This window comes from Kitasatospora sp. NPDC101108 (assembly GCF_055584725.1).
In genome coordinates this window covers 152,283-166,480 of record NZ_JBVJLM010000012.1, presented here as the reverse complement: position 1 = coordinate 166,480, position 14,198 = coordinate 152,283, and the positions used below count along the sequence as shown (strand labels likewise).

Genomic DNA, 14,198 nt, shown 5'->3' with positions numbered 1-14,198 from the left:
GCCACGGCACGGTAACCTGCCGCTGACAAGGGGAGGAGGGGACGCCACCGTGACCACACTCGACATGACCCCGGGTGCGCAGATACCCCGGACCGACGCCGGCCCGCAGACCGCCGTCACCCAGGCGCTCTCCTCGGCCGCCTACCGCGACGGCTCGGTCAAGGACTTCGTCAAGGAGGTCACCGACGCGAAGCACAAGAAGGGCCGCTTCGCGCTCTTCGAGCCCAACGTCGGCGAGGCCTTCAGCAAGGCGCTGATCTCCCGCGCCCTCGGCGGCGACCGCAAACCCCTCGTCCCGTCCTTCGGCGTCGACACCCGCCAGGTCGTCGAACACTGCCTGGCCGCCGAGGAACTGCGCCACGCCCGTGACCGGCAGCTCAGCACCGTCTCCGTCGTCACCGGCGTGCTGTTCCTCCCCGGCACCCTGATCTGGCTCGGCGCCTTCCAACTGCGTGCCTGGCTCAAGCGGGACAACGCCCGCGGCGCCGACACCTACGGCGCCCTCGCCCTGATCGCCGCCGCCGTCCTCGCCGGCTACCTGGTGCTCCTCCCTCCGGCGGCCGGCGTCCTCGGCATCTACCTGCGGATCACCATGCTCGCCCCGGTGCTCGGCTGGTACCTCGCCCGCCGCATCGTCGAGCGCTCCGCCAAGGACCTCCGCGGCCGCTGGCAGGACCTGGTCGAGGGCACCGCCGTGGCCGCCACCGTCGCCAAGGCCGTCCCCCGCGACGACCTCGACAAGAAGGCCAACGAGCTGCGCGACAAGCTCGGCCGCCTGGACGCCGAGCAGGACACCAACGTCCACCACTACGCCGGCCCCAAGGGCATCCTCGGCGCCGGCCGCCGCTGGGGCGAGTGGCGCCTCGCCGACACCCTCCACCCCGCCGAGGGCCACGTCGACTTCCGCGCCTTCCACCCCTGGGACCTGGTCCGCCGGATCTCCGCCCACCTCAAGGGCCTCGGCGTCAGTCACGTCGCCAACAGCGGCATCCCCAACGTCGCCATCAAGCAGTGGGCGGTCTTCGACATCAGCGAGGGGGCGGACGAGATCAGCCGCCCCGTCGGCGCCGACATGGACGGCGAGCGGATGCGCGACTTCGCCGTGCAGAGCCTCGCCGACAAGCAGACCTTCCCCGGCGGCCCCCGGCACTACCTGGCCACCCAGTTCATCACCCACGACGGCAAGCTGGTCATCACCTTCACCGTCACGGTGACCCTGCTCGCCAACGTGCTGAGCATCTCGGTGGCCGGCTACGCGCTCGGCCCGGTCAAGGGCGTCTTCTTCGACAAGCCGAAGGACAAGGAGAAGACGATCTCCAAGACGGTGAAGTTCTGGGAGGAGCGCACCGTCAAGCTGCCGTTGATCGACAACGACGAGGTGGTCCGCCAGGCCGTCCGCGCCCCCTTCCACAAGATGCCCGGCCTGCTCGGCTGGCTCGGCGGCGGCCTCGGCCTGCCCGAGCCCTTCGGGCTGCGGCACGCCTGGGTCGCCACCGCGTGGAACAACCGCTCCATGGTCGACAACGCGCTCAACGCCTCCGTGCCGGTGCTCAACGCGGTGCACACCGCCACCCTGGAGTTCCTCCAGGAGCACGACCTGGACGCCGACCGCTTCTTCAAGAACCGCACCTCGATCATCAAGTCCGAGGCGCAGGGCAGCCGCCCGTACAAGGTCGACCAGTTCGACGCCGGCTGATCCGGACGTACGAGGGGCCTGCCACCGAACTCGTCGGTGGCAGGCCCCTTTTCGTCTCCTGAGGGCACTCAGCCCTGCGGCCAGACCTCGGCCAGCATCTTGCGGGTGTCCGCCAGCAGCTGCGGCAGCACCTTGGTGTGGCCGACCACCGGCATGAAGTTGGTGTCCCCGCCCCAGCGCGGCACCACGTGCTGGTGCAGGTGCGCCGCGATCCCGGCCCCGGCCGCGGCGCCCTGGTTCATCCCGATGTTGAACCCGTGCGCCCCCGAGGCCGCGCGCAGCGCGGTCATCGCCCGCTTGGTGAAGTCCGCCAGCTCGACCGTCTCCGCCTCGTCGAGGTCGGTGTAGTCGGCCACGTGCCGGTACGGGACCACCATCAGGTGCCCGCCGTTGTACGGGTACAGGTTCAGCACCGCGAACACGGAGCTCCCCCGGGCGATGACCAGCCCGTCCTCGTCGCTCAGCGAAGGGATCGAGCAGAACGGACAACCGTCGTCCGGAGCCGGGCCGGTCGGCTTGTTCTCACCCTGGATGTACGCCATCCGATGGGGGGTCCACAGGCGGCGGAAGCCGTCCGGCTCACCGACACCCCGCTGCAGTTCCGGCTCAGTCGTCATGCTGATCAGCATATTCGCCCAGCCGTGCTTGCAAAGCCGCGCGGGGCAGACTCTTGAAGAGCCTGCCCCGCGCGTGGTCGTCCGACTACGGCGTCACACCTGGACGCGGCTGTTCACGGCCTCCACGATCTCGGCGACGGCGTCCGCGACCGGGATGCCGTTCTTCTGCTCGCCGTTGCGGTAGCGGAAGGAGACCGCACCCGCCTCGACGTCGTCGTTGCCGGCGATGAGCATGTACGGGACCTTGCTCTTCTGGGCGTTGCGGATCTTCTTCTGCATCCGGTCGTCCGAGGTGTCCACCTCGACCCGGATCCCGTGCTTCTTCAGCTCGGCCGCGACCTCCAGCAGGTACGGCACGTGCTCGTCGGTGATCGGGATGCCGGTCACGGTGACCGGGGCCAGCCACGGCGGCATGGCGCCGGCGTAGTGCTCCAGCAGCACGGCGAAGAAGCGCTCGATCGAGCCGAACAGCGCGCGGTGGATCATGACCGGCCGCTGACGCGAGCCGTCCGCCGCGGTGTACTCCAGGTCGAAACGCTCGGGCAGGTTGAAGTCCAGCTGGATGGTCGACATCTGCCAGGTGCGGCCGATGGCGTCCTTGGCCTGCACCGAGATCTTCGGGCCGTAGAAGGCCGCGCCGCCCGGGTCCGGCACCAGCGGGAGCCCCTGCTTCTCGGCGACCGAGGCGAGAACGCGGGTGGCCTCCTCCCAGGCCTCGTCCGTCCCGACGAACTTCTCCGGGTCCTTGGTCGACAGCTCCAGGTAGAAGTCGGTCAGACCGTAGTCACGGAGCAGGTTGAGCACGAAGGTCAGCGTGGAGTCGAGCTCCTCCGCCATCTGCTCGCGGGTGCAGTAGATGTGGGCGTCGTCCTGGGTGAAGCCGCGGGCACGGGTCAGGCCGTGCACGACGCCCGACTTCTCGTAGCGGTACACCGTCCCGAACTCGAAGAGGCGCAGCGGCAGTTCACGGTACGAGCGGCCGCGCGCGTCGAAGATCAGGTTGTGCATCGGGCAGTTCATCGGCTTGAGGTAGTAGTCCACGCCCTCGTCGAGCTGCATGGGCGGGTACATACCGTCCGCGTACCAGTCGAGGTGGCCGCTCTTCTCGAAGAGCTTCCCCTTGGTGGCGTGCGGGGTGTAGACGAACTCGTAGCCCTCTTCCTCGTGCCGCTTGCGCGAGTAGTCCTCCATGGCACGGCGGATGATGCCGCCCTTGGGGTGGAAGACGGCGAGGCCGGAGCCGATCTCCTCGGGGATGGAGAAGAGGTCGAGCTCGTTGCCGAGCTTGCGGTGGTCGCGCTTCTCGGCCTCGACCAGGAAGTCCAGGTGCGCCTTGAGTTCGTCCTTGGTCGGCCAGGCGGTCCCGTAGATGCGCTGCAGCATCGGGTTCTTCTCGCTGCCGCGCCAGTAGGCGGCCGCGTTGCGCATCAGCTTGAACGCCGGGATGTGGCGCGTGCTGGGCAGGTGCGGGCCGCGGCAGAGGTCGCCCCAGCACTGCTCGCCGCTCTTGGCGTCCAGGTTGTCGTAGATGGTGAGCTCGCCGGCGCCGACCTCGACGTCGGCGCCCTCGCCGGCGGTCGCGGCGGAGCCCTTGAGACCGATCAGCTCCAGCTTGTACGGCTCGGCGGCCAGCTCCTCGCGGGCGGCCTCGTCGGTGACCACGCGGCGGGAGAACTTCTGCCCGCGCTTGATGATCTCCTGCATCTTCTTCTCGATGGCCTTGAGGTCATCGGGGTGGAAGGGCTTCTCGACGTCGAAGTCGTAGTAGAAGCCGTCCTTGACCGGCGGGCCGATGCCGAGCTTGGCCTCGGGGTAGAGCTGCTGCACGGCCTGGGCCATGACGTGCGCGGTGGAGTGGCGCAGGATGTCGAGGCCGTCCTTGCTGTCGATCGCGACCGGCTCGACCTCGTCGCCGTCCTGGACGGCGTAGGCGAGGTCCTTGAGCTGGCCGCCGACGCGGGCGGCGATGATCGAGCGGTCGTCGGCGAAGAGCTCGGCGGCCGTAGTGCCCGTCGTCACCACGCGCTCTTCCCGATCGGGTTCGCGGCTGATGATTACCCGGACGTCCGTCACCGGTCTCTCCTGACGTGCTGGATTCAGAGGACGCAACACTGCGCTGCGCGTGACGATGGTACCGAGAGCGCCACCCGCACCGCGCACTCAGGACCGCTCTCCCCTTTCCTGGAGCCCCTTGAGCAGCCGCTCGCGCTCGTCCTCCCCCCATCCGCACAGCTCCAGGCCGTGGGGCCTGGTCAGCCGGCGGAATCCGTCGCGCCGCTCCAGGCGTCCGGACACCCGGACCGGGAGGCCGGAGAGGTGGGCCTCGGCGGCGAGCCGGTAGTCGGCGTCGGGCAGGCGCAGCTTGAGTTCGCGGACGTCGGCGCCGTCGAGCACCCGCAGCCGGACCGACCCCGGTCCGGAGGGGTCGGCGCGCTTGAGCCGGACCACCACGGCGAGGACGGTGACGTCGACGGCCGGTTCGAGCCGTTCCAGCAGTTCGGCGGCCTCGGTGAGGGCGGGCAGGTCGCCGGGTGAGAAGTCGAGGTCGATGCGGCGGTCGCCGAAGCCGCCCGGGGTTCCGGCGGCGGGCGACCAGGCGACGGTGAGCCGGGCGGCGGTGGCCCCGCGCACCAGGTCCTCGACGGACCGGACGAGTTCCCGGCTGACTCCGGAGCCGACGGCGTTCTCGAAGGCCTCGGGCCCGCCGCTGACCCGGCGGTAGTCGACGGCGTCGCGCAGCGCCTCCAGGGCGCGGACGAGTGTGGTGACGGCGGTCCGGCCCTCGGGGGCGGGGGTGTAGGCGGTGAGGGCCGCGCCCTGGTCGACGACGCCCTGTTCGACGAGCAGGACCCGGTCGAGGAAGTCCCCGGCGAGGCCGTCCAGCCGGGCGCCGTAGTAGGCGGCGGTGGCGCGGCCGGCCTTGGCCCCGGCGGCGAGCATCGCGCGGGCCGCCCGCTGGAGCACTTCCGCGTCGTCCCAGGGGGCGGCGTGGGCGGCGCCGGGCAGTTCGCGGCGCCAGCTCAGCTCGTCGCCGGGGACGGCGAGGGCGAGCAGGATCGAGCGGGCGGAGGGGGTGCGGGAACGGGAGAGGGCGGTGACGGCGTCGGTGAGGAGTTCGACGGCGTCACCGAAGCCGTCCGCGGTGGGGACGAGGAGGCTGGTGCCGGGTTCGCCGTCGGGTGGGGTCCAGCGGCCGTACCGGGCGGCGGGTCCGCCGCGGCGGGTCCAGCCGTGCCGGGCGAGCAGGGTGGCGAGCACGGCGGGGTCGACGGTGGCCGGGTCGGGCAGGGCCGGGGCGTGGCCGTCCGGTCGGTGCGGCAGTGTCATGGGCGTGGTTCCTCGCTGCCGGGGCCGGGTGGTCACGGGCTGTCGCCCGCGCCGACCCGGGCCATGATGTCGCAGAGGGCGCGGTCGTCGAAGACCTTGTCGGTGGGCACCCGGACGTTGGTGCGCCGCTGCCCGGTGACGGGATGGCCGGCCAGGTTGACCCAGTAGCAGCAGTGCCGCAGTTCGAGGGCGTCCGGGCGGGCCCGGAGCCAGTGGTCGACCCGGCGGGGCAGCAGCATCACGACCAGGATGCGCGGGACGGCGACCCGGGCGCGGGCGAGCTTGCGCAGGTGGTCGTTGTCGAGGGTGAAGCTGAAGAACGGTCCGGCGGGGTCGGGCGCGATCTGCTGGGTCGCCTTGAGCTGGATCTTGATGGTGACCTCGTCGTCCACCTCGTGCTCCCGGGAGCCGTGGCTGACCTGCCAGTCGATGCCGTTGTCCGGGAACGGTTGGGAGAGCGAGCAGCCGGCCGCGGCGGCGACCGCGTGCAGGTAGCCGACCTGCAGCGTCTCCATGCACGCGGTGACCGCGAGGTTCCCCCTGAGTGCGGCCGCCGCCCCGTCGGGCTGCGGCTGGGTCAGTGCCATCGCCCCGTGGCCTCCCCCGGCTCCGGGCCCGTCCGGATTCGGACGGGACTGTCGTGGGCAGGATCCCCGGTCGGGGCTGGGCCAAACGGGTTGAGCGGGCGTCAGAAACGGGTATCACCCGGGCGCGGAACGCACGCCTGAGGGGCAGTCATGCAGCAGCACTGGTACACCGGCCCACTCGCTTCCTTCGACACCGAGACCACCGGCGTGGACGTGGAGACCGATCGGATCGTCTCCGCCGCCCTGGTCGTCCAACTCACCCCGGGCGCACCGGCGCAGACCACCACCTGGCTCGCCGATCCGGGCGTGCCGATCCCGGACGGGGCCCGGGCGGTGCACGGCATCACCGACGAGCGGGTCCGGGCGCACGGCCGGCCGGCCCGGGTGGTGGTGGCGGAGGTCACCCGGGCGCTGGCGGCCCAGGCGCGGGCCGGACGTCCGGTGGTGGTGATGAACGCGCCGTACGACCTGACCCTGCTGGACCGGGAGTTGCGCCGCCACCACGGGCTGACGCTGAACGCCGGGCTGGAGGGGGCGGGGATGGTGGTGCTGGATCCGCGGGTGCTGGACAAGCACGTGGACCGCTACCGCAAGGGCCGCCGGACGCTGACCGACCTGTGCGCCCACTACGGGGTGGATCTCACCGGGGCGCACGACGCGGCGGCGGACGCGACGGCGGCCATGTCGCTGATCCGGCGAATAGGCGCCCGCTATCCGGCGGCGCTGGGCGGGCTGTCGGCGGCGGAGCTGCACCTGCGGCAGGCGGTCTGGCACGCGGCGCAGGCGCGCGGGCTGCAGGCCTGGTTCGACCGGTCGGGGACGCCGGAGCGGGTGGACCTGTCCTGGCCGCTGCGGCCGGCCCGGTGCGTGTGCGGCCGCCGGATGGAGCCGGAGCACGGGTGCGAGGCGGCGGCCTAGGGCCCGCCCCAGGGCCCGGGAACGCCGCAGGCCCCGACCGGTTTCCTGGTCAGGGCCTGCGTGCTGTCCGGTGGGCGATACTGGGATCGAACCAGTGACCCCTTCGGTGTGAACGAAGTGCTCTCCCGCTGAGCTAATCGCCCGGGCAACGAGAAGAACTGTAGCACCATTCGGGGGTGGTCGTACAACTCGCTCTTCCGGGGGACGGCCGACGGAGCCACAGAACTCGCGCCCCGCGCGGAAGGTGACTGAGCCTCAGCAGGATTTGCGGCCGGTACTTCGGCGGACATTCCGGAAATACATGTGAGGCCCAGCCGATAATCGACTGGGCCTCACATATCACAATGCATTCCGGTGGGCGATACTGGGATCGAACCAGTGACCCCTTCGGTGTGAACGAAGTGCTCTCCCGCTGAGCTAATCGCCCGGGTGCAGGGAAAACATTACCGCATCCCGGAGGGTGCTCCGAACACACCGCCCGCCGACCGCCCCCGCCCCGGGCGCCCGGGCGGCACCCGCCCGGGCCGGCCCCGGCACCCAAGGGCCCCGGCCCGTACCCCCGCCCACCTCCGCCGCCCACGCCGCCCACGCCGCCCGTCCGCGCGCACGACTCGTCGGGCCCGGCCGCACCACCCGCTCCCCTGTTCCCGGCCCCCGGGCGCTCCGTACGGACCGGGTACGGAGCGGCCCGGAATCCCGGGCCGAGAAGAACCGCCGGTAATGCCCCGGGCGGGTACTCCGTGACGATTCCGCAATGCGCCGTAAGGGGTACGACTCGCGCCCGAATCGGGACAGAGGGGTTTACATCGGTCTTGGGGGTGGGATGGTCCGTTCGCCGACGTGCGATTCCCCGAGCGCACACTGAGCGAAAGGCCATGGCGCTTATGAACACCACGGTCAGCTGCGAGCTGCACCTGCGCCTCATCGTGTCCAGCGAGTCCTCACTGCCCGTCCCCGCGGGCCTTCGCTACGACACCGCCGACCCCTATGCCGTGCACGCCACGTTCCACACGGGCGCCGACGAGACCGTGGAGTGGGTGTTCGCCCGAGATCTCCTCGCGGAGGGGCTGCACCGACCCACCGGTACCGGCGACGTCCGGGTGTGGCCGTCGCGCAGCCACGGGCAAGGGGTGGTCTGCATCGCACTGAGTTCTCCGGAAGGAGAAGCCCTGCTGGAGGCCCCGGCCCGGGCGCTTGAGTCGTTCCTCAAGCGGACGGACGCCGCGGTGCCCCCCGGCACCGAACACCGTCACTTCGACCTCGACCGGGAGCTGTCCCACATCCTCGCCGAAAGCTGACCCCGACCGTAGGCGGTCCAGCCCCGCTGTCGGCGGGGCCGTACTTCCTGCTGTCATCGCAGCCGTCCTACTCGGGGGCACGGCAGCGGACTCAGCCGCGCACGACGCGGCCTCGGGGCCGGTGGACGGCCCGCTCCCCCCGGAGCGGGCCCGCAGCACCACAGGCGCCCGGCACCGGAGCCGGCCATCCAGACGGGTGGCCGGCCTTCGGTGCGTCCGTCGTTCCCGGGGCCGTACGGCGGGGCCGGAGCGGGGTCCGGCGATCGCCCGGGGACACCGGGATGCGCACACGTCTTCGAACGAACGCGCCGCCCTTACGCCGCAAGGGCCGGTATGGTCTGGGGTAACCGTGGACGCGGGGTACCGGAGTCCCCCTGCGCGAGGAGTCCCAACGTGCTGATCACCCATGACACCGAGTGCGCGCTGAGCATCCTCGTCGATCTGCTCAACACCGCGCCCGAGGTGTGCGGCGACGAGCGGCTGCCGGACGTCGCCGCGCTGGACGCCTTCGTGAGCCGCCAGGAGATCAGCGAGATCGACTCGCTCACCGAGGACGACCTGCGCCAGGTGCAGGAGCTGCGCACCCGGCTGCGCGACGTGTTCGGGACGGAGTCCACCGAAGAGGCCGCCGAACTGGTCAACGCGATCGTCGCCGCCGCCGGGACGACGCCCCGGCTGGTCAACCACGACCACCACGACTGGCACATCCACTACTTCGCGCCGCACGCCGCGCTCGGCCCCCACCTGGCGGCGGAGCTGGGCATGGCGCTGACTTTCATCCTGATGGCCGGCGAGCGGGAGCGGCTGCGCCGGTGCGAGGCGCCTGACTGCGCGCGGGTCTTCGTGGACCTCTCGCGGAACCGCTCGCGGCGTTACTGCGACAGCCGCACCTGCGGCAACCGGCTGCACGTCGCCGCCTACCGGGCGCGGCAGCGGTCGGCGGAGGCCGTCGCCTCCGCCTGACGCCCTCCGGCTGTGTGCCGCGCGTCCGTCCGTCCGCGGGCCTGCGGCTCAGATGCCGCGCTTGCGGAGGATCTCCTCGATGTCGGCGAAGTCGCCGAGGCCGTCGTCCCGCTTGCCCTGCTGCTGCTTCCCCGGCGTCTTGGGCGCCTTGCCGGCCTGGGCCACGGCGGGGCGCTCGGGGGCCGCTCCGGCGGCCGGACGCTCCGCCGGGGCCTCCACGGCGCCCCGGCGGCCCACCCAGCGGGTGGTCAGCAGCAGGGCGGCGGAGACGCCGAGCAGCACGATGCCGGCCCACACCCGCGGGTCGAGGACCAGCTTGGCCGCCCAGTCGGCGAACTCCCGGCCGATGGTGCTCGCCAGCGGGAACAGCCCGGTCAGGTAGAGGCCGGCGGGCAGCAGCGCCACCGCGAACCAGCGGGTGGCCGAGAGGAAACGCCGCCGCCAGGCACGCAGGCCGGCGACGGCCACCCCACCGGCCGTGAGGAGGAAACTGATCGCGGCGGTCAGCACGAGTGGGCCCCTTCGCTTCCGATCGTCCTGGTCATCGGTGCCTCCCTGTCGGTCCGCCCCCGGGCGCACCGCCGGGCGGGAGCGGGCACCCACTAGTGGAACACTGGGGGGATGATCGATGGTTCCCTCCCCCGCCTTGAGTTCTGGTGCGACCTCCAGTGCCCGGACTGCCGTACCGCACTGGACGACGTACGGGCGCTGCGCGCGCAGTACGGGGACGCGCTCTCCGTTGAGCTTCGGCACTTCCCGCTGGAGAAGCACAAGCACGCCTATGCCGCGGCGGAGGCGGCCGAGGAGGCGTTCGACCAGGGGCTGGGGTGGCCGTTCGTGGAGGCGCTGCTGGCCCGGGTCGAGGACTTGGACGCGCGGGGGCAGCAGGTGCTGCTGGAGGTGGCCCGGGAGGTCGGGGTGGACGTCGAGGAGGTCGACACCGCGCTGGTCGACGGCCGGCACATGCTGACCGTGGACGCCGACCAGGCCGAGGGCAAGGCGATCGGGGTCACGGGCACGCCGACGTACGTGATCGGTGGGCAGCGGCTGGACGGCGGGAAGAGCCAGGAGGGGCTGCGCGAGCGGATCGTCGCCGTCATCGAGGCGGCGCGGGCTTCCTGACTCGGCGGACTGACGATGCGTCAACTCCTCACAGCTGCTTGCCGTAGCAGCGGTTGACCACCCGGTAGCCGAGCGAGGCGTAGAGCCGCAGGGCGACCTCGTTGCCGGAGAAGACGTTCAGGCCGAGTTCGCGCACTCCGGCGGCCAGGCACTCCCGCTCGGCGAGCAGCATCAGGGCGCGGCCGTGTCCCCGGCCCCGGTGGGCCGGGGACACCTCGACCACCATGACCCAGGCGAGCGGGGTGCCGTCCGGCAGGTCGCGCAGGTGGAGGTCCACCCAGAGCGAGCCGAGCGGTTCGGCGGGCGCCCGGTCGTCGCCGTCCGCCGGGTAGAGGTGGCGCAGGGCGACGCCGGGGGTGTCGGCGCCCTGCTGGAGGACGTTGCGGTGGTCCAGGGCCGATTTGGCCCGGGCCTGGTCCTCGGTGAGGCCGGAGTCCGTCAGTGAGCGGACGTACTCCCGGGCCGACCGGTCCAGCCAGGACCGGAACTCCCCGGCGCCGATCGGGCGGACGGTGACGCCGCCGGGCAGGGGCGGGGCGGTGGTCAGGTGCTTGCCCAGGTTCCGCATCCGCTCGGTGTAGCCGAGGGTGGCGGCGAGCCCGCGGGCGGCCCGGGCGGACTCGGGGACGACCACGTCCACCCGGGCGCAGCCCCAGTTGCGCAGCACTTCCTCCGCGGCCAGCGCGCCGAAGGTGCCGCGCCCCCGGCCGCGACCCTCGGTGATCTCCAACTCCGATATCTCGCCCCACAGTTGGCTGCCGGTACGGGTGGCGGTGGTGCGCAGCGCGCCGACCTGGTGCCCGTTGGTCAGGATCCGCCAGCGTCTGGTGCGGCCGCCGGCCGCGGTGGGTGTCTCCGGGCCCTCGGGGCGCAGCGTGGTGGTCATGTGGTGGTCCCTTCCCCTCGCCGGGAAGGTTATCCGCGCCGCCCGTGGCGTCTGCCCGGGGCGCTGCCCCGGGGGTGGGATCAGGGGTCGAGGTCGTCGCCGCTGCGCTCGGCGAAGACGGTCATGGCCTTGGCGGTGACCGGGCCGGTGCCGGGCAGTTCGCGGTCGTCGACGCGGGTGACGGCCTGGACGTCGCGGGTGGTGGAGGTCAGGAAGATCTCGTCGGCGTCCTGGAGGGCGCTGAGCGGGAGGTCGGCCTCCTCGGCGCCGCACCAGTCGATGACCAGCTGCCGGGTGATGCCGGCCAGGCAGCCGGAGGCGAGGGTGGGGGTGAGCAGGCGGCCGCCGATGACCACGAAGACGTTGGAGCCGGTGCCCTCGCAGAGCCGGCCGGCGGTGTTGGCGAACAGTGCCTCGGAGGCGCCGGCGCGGTGGGCCGCGGCAAGGGCGACGACGTTCTCGGCGTAGGAGGTGGTCTTGAGGCCGGCGACGGCGCTGTGCTCGTTGCGGCGCCAGGGGACGACGGAGACGGCGGTCTCGTCGGGGCGGCGGTTGATGGCACCGAAGGCGACGACCAGGGTGGGGCCGGTGGTGCCGCGCTCGGAGCCGAGCGGGGCGTTGCCGCCGGTGTAGGTGACGCGCAGGCGGCCGAGCGGGGCCGGATTGGCGGCGAGGACCTGGGCGCAGGCCTCGCGGACCAGGTCGTGGTCGGGGTCGGGCAGGCCGAGACCGCGGGCCGAGCGGGTGAGCCGGTCGAGGTGGCGGGTGACCGCGAAGGCGCGGCCGTCGACGGCCTTCAGGGTCTCGAAGACACCGTCGCCGGTGGTGAGGCCGTGGTCGAGGACCGAGACGGCGGCGTCGGCGGAGTCGACGAGGGTGCCGTTGACCCAGCTCGTGGTGCGGTTCTGCATCGGGGGCTGCTCCTAGACGCGGTGCGGCTCGTGGTCGGTGCCGGTATCGGTGTCACTGCCGGTTTCGCTGCCCGACGCTATCGCGACCAGGCGGGCGGCCTTCAGTTCGGTTTCCGCCCATTCGCGCTCGGGATCGGAGCCCCAGGTGATGCCGGCGCCGGTGCCGAAGCGCAGGACGGGTGCCTGCGGGTCCCGCCGGTCGAGCCAGAAGGTGCGGATGCCGACGGCGAGTTCACCTTCGCCCCGGTCGGCGTCGACCCAGCCGACGGCGCCGCAGTAGGGGCCGCGGGGGGCGGTCTCCAGGGCGTCGATGATCCGCAGGGCGCTGGACTTGGGGGCGCCGGTGACCGAGCCGGGCGGGAAGGTGGCGGCGAGCAACTCGGCCCAGCCCGCGCCCTCGCGCAGGGTGCCCTCGACCGTGGAGACGAGGTGGACCAGGCCGGGGTGCTTCTCGACGACGCAGAGATCGGGGACGGTGACGCTGCCGGTCTCGCAGACCCGGCCGAGGTCGTTGCGGACCAGGTCGACGATCATCACGTTCTCGGCGTGGTCCTTGTCGAGGAGGTCGTCCTCGGTGCGGCCGGTGCCCTTGATCGGACCGGAGGAGACGGTGCCTCCGCTGCGATGCAGGTAGAGCTCGGGGGAGGCGGTGGCGATCTCGACGCCGTGCTCGGGCAGACGGATGGTTCCGGCGTACGGAGCGGGGTTGCCGTGGGCGAGAAGGCCGGTGAGGGCGTCGATGTCGCTGCGGTCGGGGTCGGGCAGCGGCGCGGACAGCACTCGGCAGAGGTTGGCCTGGTAGACCTCGCCGGCGGCTATGTGCTCGCGGATGCGGCGTACGCCCGCGGTGTAGGCGGCACGGTCGAGGGAGCTGTGCCAGCTGCCGGCGTCCGGGCCGTGCCAGCCGGCGCCCGAGGGCGGGCCGGGGGCGGGGCGGACGTCGTCGAAGCGGGCGCAGGTGAGCCGGCCCTCGAAGTCGTGGGCGACGGCCCAGTAGCCGGAGGATTCGAGCGCGGCCGGATCCGAGGTGACGTCGCGCAGCCCGGTGGCCACGCGGCCTCCGAAGCGGGCGAGCGGGGTGCGGGGGTCGGGGTGGCCGGACACGGTTCTCCTGCGCGGGGTGGTGCTGGGCGGCGGTGCCTGAAGTGTAGGTCGGGGGGCGCGGCCGCGGTCGGGCGCGGAGCCGCCCGCGCCCCCGCGTACGAGCGGCTGAGTGCGTCGGGCGGGTGTGCGCCCGGTGACCTGCGGATGATCGTCCGGGAGCGCCGCAGGTGGTGGTCGGTGACCGGCCGGAAGCGCTGACGGGACGGCACTCGACGGGGCATCCCCTCGGCACGCTGCGGGAACGGATTTTTAGCTGGCCCGGGAATCCGCTAGAGTTCAACACGTCGCCGGGGAGCGCAGCCGAAGAAAAGCGGTGAAGATCCCGGGAGACAGGCGGACGTGGCTCAGTTGGTAGAGCATCACCTTGCCAAGGTGAGGGTCGCGAGTTCGAATCTCGTCGTCCGCTCGATGGAGAACAGTGTAAGATCGTTCTTCATGTGTTGCCTGGTGGAGTGGCCGAGAGGCGAGGCAACGGCCTGCAAAGCCGTGTACACGGGTTCAAATCCCGTCTCCACCTCCAAGAGGCTCCCCCGGTTCTTCCGGGAGACCTCCCCGCGCGATTAGCTCAGCGGGAGAGCACTACCTTGACACGGTAGGGGTCACTGGTTCAATCCCAGTATCGCGCACGTCGGGTCCTCCGGGACCTGCTGCAGGAACGCCTTACCAGGCGCGATTAGCTCAGCGGGAGAGCACTACCTTGACACGGTAGGGGTCACTGGTTCAATCCCAGTATCGCGCACAGTAACGGGCCCTTCGAGGCCTGCTGCAC

13 protein-coding genes and 6 tRNA genes are annotated in these 14,198 nt (G+C 72.0%); 9 read left to right on the top strand and 10 right to left on the bottom strand.

The window, feature by feature from the left end; translation table 11 throughout:
* The first annotated feature begins 49 nt into the window (after positions 1–49).
* Positions 50–1,696, top strand: a complete 1,647-nt coding sequence (locus tag ACZ6Z8_RS25330) for a hypothetical protein (protein ID WP_465612344.1) — start codon at positions 50–52, stop codon at positions 1,694–1,696.
* Positions 1,697–1,764: 68 nt separating this feature from the next.
* On the opposite strand, the gene ACZ6Z8_RS25325 is transcribed toward ACZ6Z8_RS25330, so the two are convergent.
* The 4 genes from ACZ6Z8_RS25325 to ACZ6Z8_RS25310 all read right to left on the bottom strand — a co-directional run bounded on the left by ACZ6Z8_RS25325 (position 1,765) and on the right by ACZ6Z8_RS25310 (position 6,227).
* Positions 1,765–2,325, bottom strand: a complete 561-nt coding sequence (locus tag ACZ6Z8_RS25325) for an HIT family protein (protein WP_030286330.1) — start codon at positions 2,323–2,325, stop codon at positions 1,765–1,767.
* Between the two features lie 81 nt (positions 2,326–2,406).
* Entirely contained in the window at positions 2,407–4,386 is a 1,980-nt protein-coding gene (thrS, locus tag ACZ6Z8_RS25320) for a threonine--tRNA ligase (protein ID WP_465612343.1), read from the bottom strand.
* A gap of 87 nt (positions 4,387–4,473) precedes the next feature.
* A complete protein-coding gene (locus tag ACZ6Z8_RS25315) occupies positions 4,474–5,640 on the bottom strand; it encodes a hypothetical protein (RefSeq protein ID WP_465612342.1) in 1,167 nt (388 codons plus the stop codon).
* Positions 5,641–5,672: 32 nt separating this feature from the next.
* The gene (locus ACZ6Z8_RS25310; protein WP_402816378.1) at positions 5,673–6,227 is read right to left on the bottom strand and encodes a DUF4365 domain-containing protein; all 555 of its coding nucleotides are present in this window, start codon (positions 6,225–6,227) and stop codon (positions 5,673–5,675) included.
* Between the two features lie 150 nt (positions 6,228–6,377).
* Between ACZ6Z8_RS25310 and ACZ6Z8_RS25305 the strand changes: the two genes are divergently transcribed.
* Positions 6,378–7,145, top strand: a complete 768-nt coding sequence (locus ACZ6Z8_RS25305) for an exonuclease domain-containing protein (protein WP_465612341.1) — start codon at positions 6,378–6,380, stop codon at positions 7,143–7,145.
* 71 nt (positions 7,146–7,216) lie between these two features.
* On the opposite strand, the gene ACZ6Z8_RS25300 is transcribed toward ACZ6Z8_RS25305, so the two are convergent.
* A tRNA-Val gene (locus ACZ6Z8_RS25300) sits at positions 7,217–7,288 on the bottom strand.
* Positions 7,289–7,500: 212 nt separating this feature from the next.
* Positions 7,501–7,572: transfer RNA gene (locus tag ACZ6Z8_RS25295), tRNA-Val, on the bottom strand.
* A gap of 457 nt (positions 7,573–8,029) precedes the next feature.
* Between ACZ6Z8_RS25295 and ACZ6Z8_RS25290 the strand changes: the two genes are divergently transcribed.
* Together ACZ6Z8_RS25290 and ACZ6Z8_RS25285 are read left to right on the top strand one after the other, a co-directional pair.
* Complete coding sequence (locus ACZ6Z8_RS25290) at positions 8,030–8,443, top strand: SsgA family sporulation/cell division regulator (RefSeq protein WP_030056266.1); 414 nt, start codon at positions 8,030–8,032, stop codon at positions 8,441–8,443.
* A gap of 393 nt (positions 8,444–8,836) precedes the next feature.
* Positions 8,837–9,406, top strand: coding sequence for a CGNR zinc finger domain-containing protein (locus tag ACZ6Z8_RS25285; protein ID WP_465612340.1), 570 nt, complete (start codon positions 8,837–8,839; stop codon positions 9,404–9,406).
* A gap of 48 nt (positions 9,407–9,454) precedes the next feature.
* On the opposite strand, the gene ACZ6Z8_RS25280 is transcribed toward ACZ6Z8_RS25285, so the two are convergent.
* The gene (locus tag ACZ6Z8_RS25280) at positions 9,455–9,916 is read right to left on the bottom strand and encodes a hypothetical protein (protein ID WP_465612339.1); all 462 of its coding nucleotides are present in this window, start codon (positions 9,914–9,916) and stop codon (positions 9,455–9,457) included.
* 111 nt (positions 9,917–10,027) lie between these two features.
* Here ACZ6Z8_RS25280 and ACZ6Z8_RS25275 point away from each other — a divergent pair, with 111 nt between their 5' ends.
* Positions 10,028–10,528 carry a DsbA family protein gene (locus tag ACZ6Z8_RS25275; RefSeq protein WP_465612338.1) on the top strand — a complete coding sequence of 167 codons (501 nt, stop codon included), beginning with the start codon at positions 10,028–10,030 and terminating at the stop codon, positions 10,526–10,528.
* Between the two features lie 28 nt (positions 10,529–10,556).
* On the opposite strand, the gene ACZ6Z8_RS25270 is transcribed toward ACZ6Z8_RS25275, so the two are convergent.
* The 3 genes from ACZ6Z8_RS25270 to ACZ6Z8_RS25260 form a co-directional block, all read right to left on the bottom strand.
* The gene (locus tag ACZ6Z8_RS25270) at positions 10,557–11,414 is read right to left on the bottom strand and encodes a GNAT family N-acetyltransferase (protein WP_465612337.1); all 858 of its coding nucleotides are present in this window, start codon (positions 11,412–11,414) and stop codon (positions 10,557–10,559) included.
* Positions 11,415–11,494: 80 nt separating this feature from the next.
* The gene (locus ACZ6Z8_RS25265) at positions 11,495–12,325 is read right to left on the bottom strand and encodes an aminotransferase class IV (RefSeq protein WP_465612336.1); all 831 of its coding nucleotides are present in this window, start codon (positions 12,323–12,325) and stop codon (positions 11,495–11,497) included.
* A gap of 12 nt (positions 12,326–12,337) precedes the next feature.
* Positions 12,338–13,429, bottom strand: a complete 1,092-nt coding sequence (locus ACZ6Z8_RS25260; protein WP_465612335.1) for a chorismate-binding protein — start codon at positions 13,427–13,429, stop codon at positions 12,338–12,340.
* 333 nt (positions 13,430–13,762) lie between these two features.
* Here ACZ6Z8_RS25260 and ACZ6Z8_RS25255 point away from each other — a divergent pair.
* From ACZ6Z8_RS25255 to ACZ6Z8_RS25240, 4 genes are all read left to right on the top strand, one after another.
* Positions 13,763–13,835 (top strand) — tRNA-Gly (locus ACZ6Z8_RS25255).
* 40 nt (positions 13,836–13,875) lie between these two features.
* Positions 13,876–13,949: transfer RNA gene (locus ACZ6Z8_RS25250), tRNA-Cys, on the top strand.
* Between the two features lie 34 nt (positions 13,950–13,983).
* Positions 13,984–14,055: transfer RNA gene (locus ACZ6Z8_RS25245), tRNA-Val, on the top strand.
* Between the two features lie 41 nt (positions 14,056–14,096).
* Positions 14,097–14,168: transfer RNA gene (locus ACZ6Z8_RS25240), tRNA-Val, on the top strand.
* Positions 14,169–14,198: the final 30 nt, after the last annotated feature.

What these genes read in the sequence shown, in the direction of transcription:
- ACZ6Z8_RS25325 (WP_030286330.1), bottom strand. Translation starts at nt 2,325, where the DNA reads ATGCTGATCAGCATGACGACTGAGCCGGAACTGCAGCGGGGTGTCGGT.
- ACZ6Z8_RS25315 (WP_465612342.1), bottom strand. Translation starts at nt 5,640, where the DNA reads ATGACACTGCCGCACCGACCGGACGGCCACGCCCCGGCCCTGCCCGAC.
- ACZ6Z8_RS25310 (WP_402816378.1), bottom strand. Translation starts at nt 6,227, where the DNA reads ATGGCACTGACCCAGCCGCAGCCCGACGGGGCGGCGGCCGCACTCAGG.
- ACZ6Z8_RS25305 (WP_465612341.1), top strand. Translation starts at nt 6,378, where the DNA reads ATGCAGCAGCACTGGTACACCGGCCCACTCGCTTCCTTCGACACCGAG.
- ACZ6Z8_RS25290 (WP_030056266.1), top strand. Translation starts at nt 8,030, where the DNA reads ATGAACACCACGGTCAGCTGCGAGCTGCACCTGCGCCTCATCGTGTCC.
- ACZ6Z8_RS25275 (WP_465612338.1), top strand. Translation starts at nt 10,028, where the DNA reads ATGATCGATGGTTCCCTCCCCCGCCTTGAGTTCTGGTGCGACCTCCAG.
- ACZ6Z8_RS25270 (WP_465612337.1), bottom strand. Translation starts at nt 11,414, where the DNA reads ATGACCACCACGCTGCGCCCCGAGGGCCCGGAGACACCCACCGCGGCC.
- ACZ6Z8_RS25265 (WP_465612336.1), bottom strand. Translation starts at nt 12,325, where the DNA reads ATGCAGAACCGCACCACGAGCTGGGTCAACGGCACCCTCGTCGACTCC.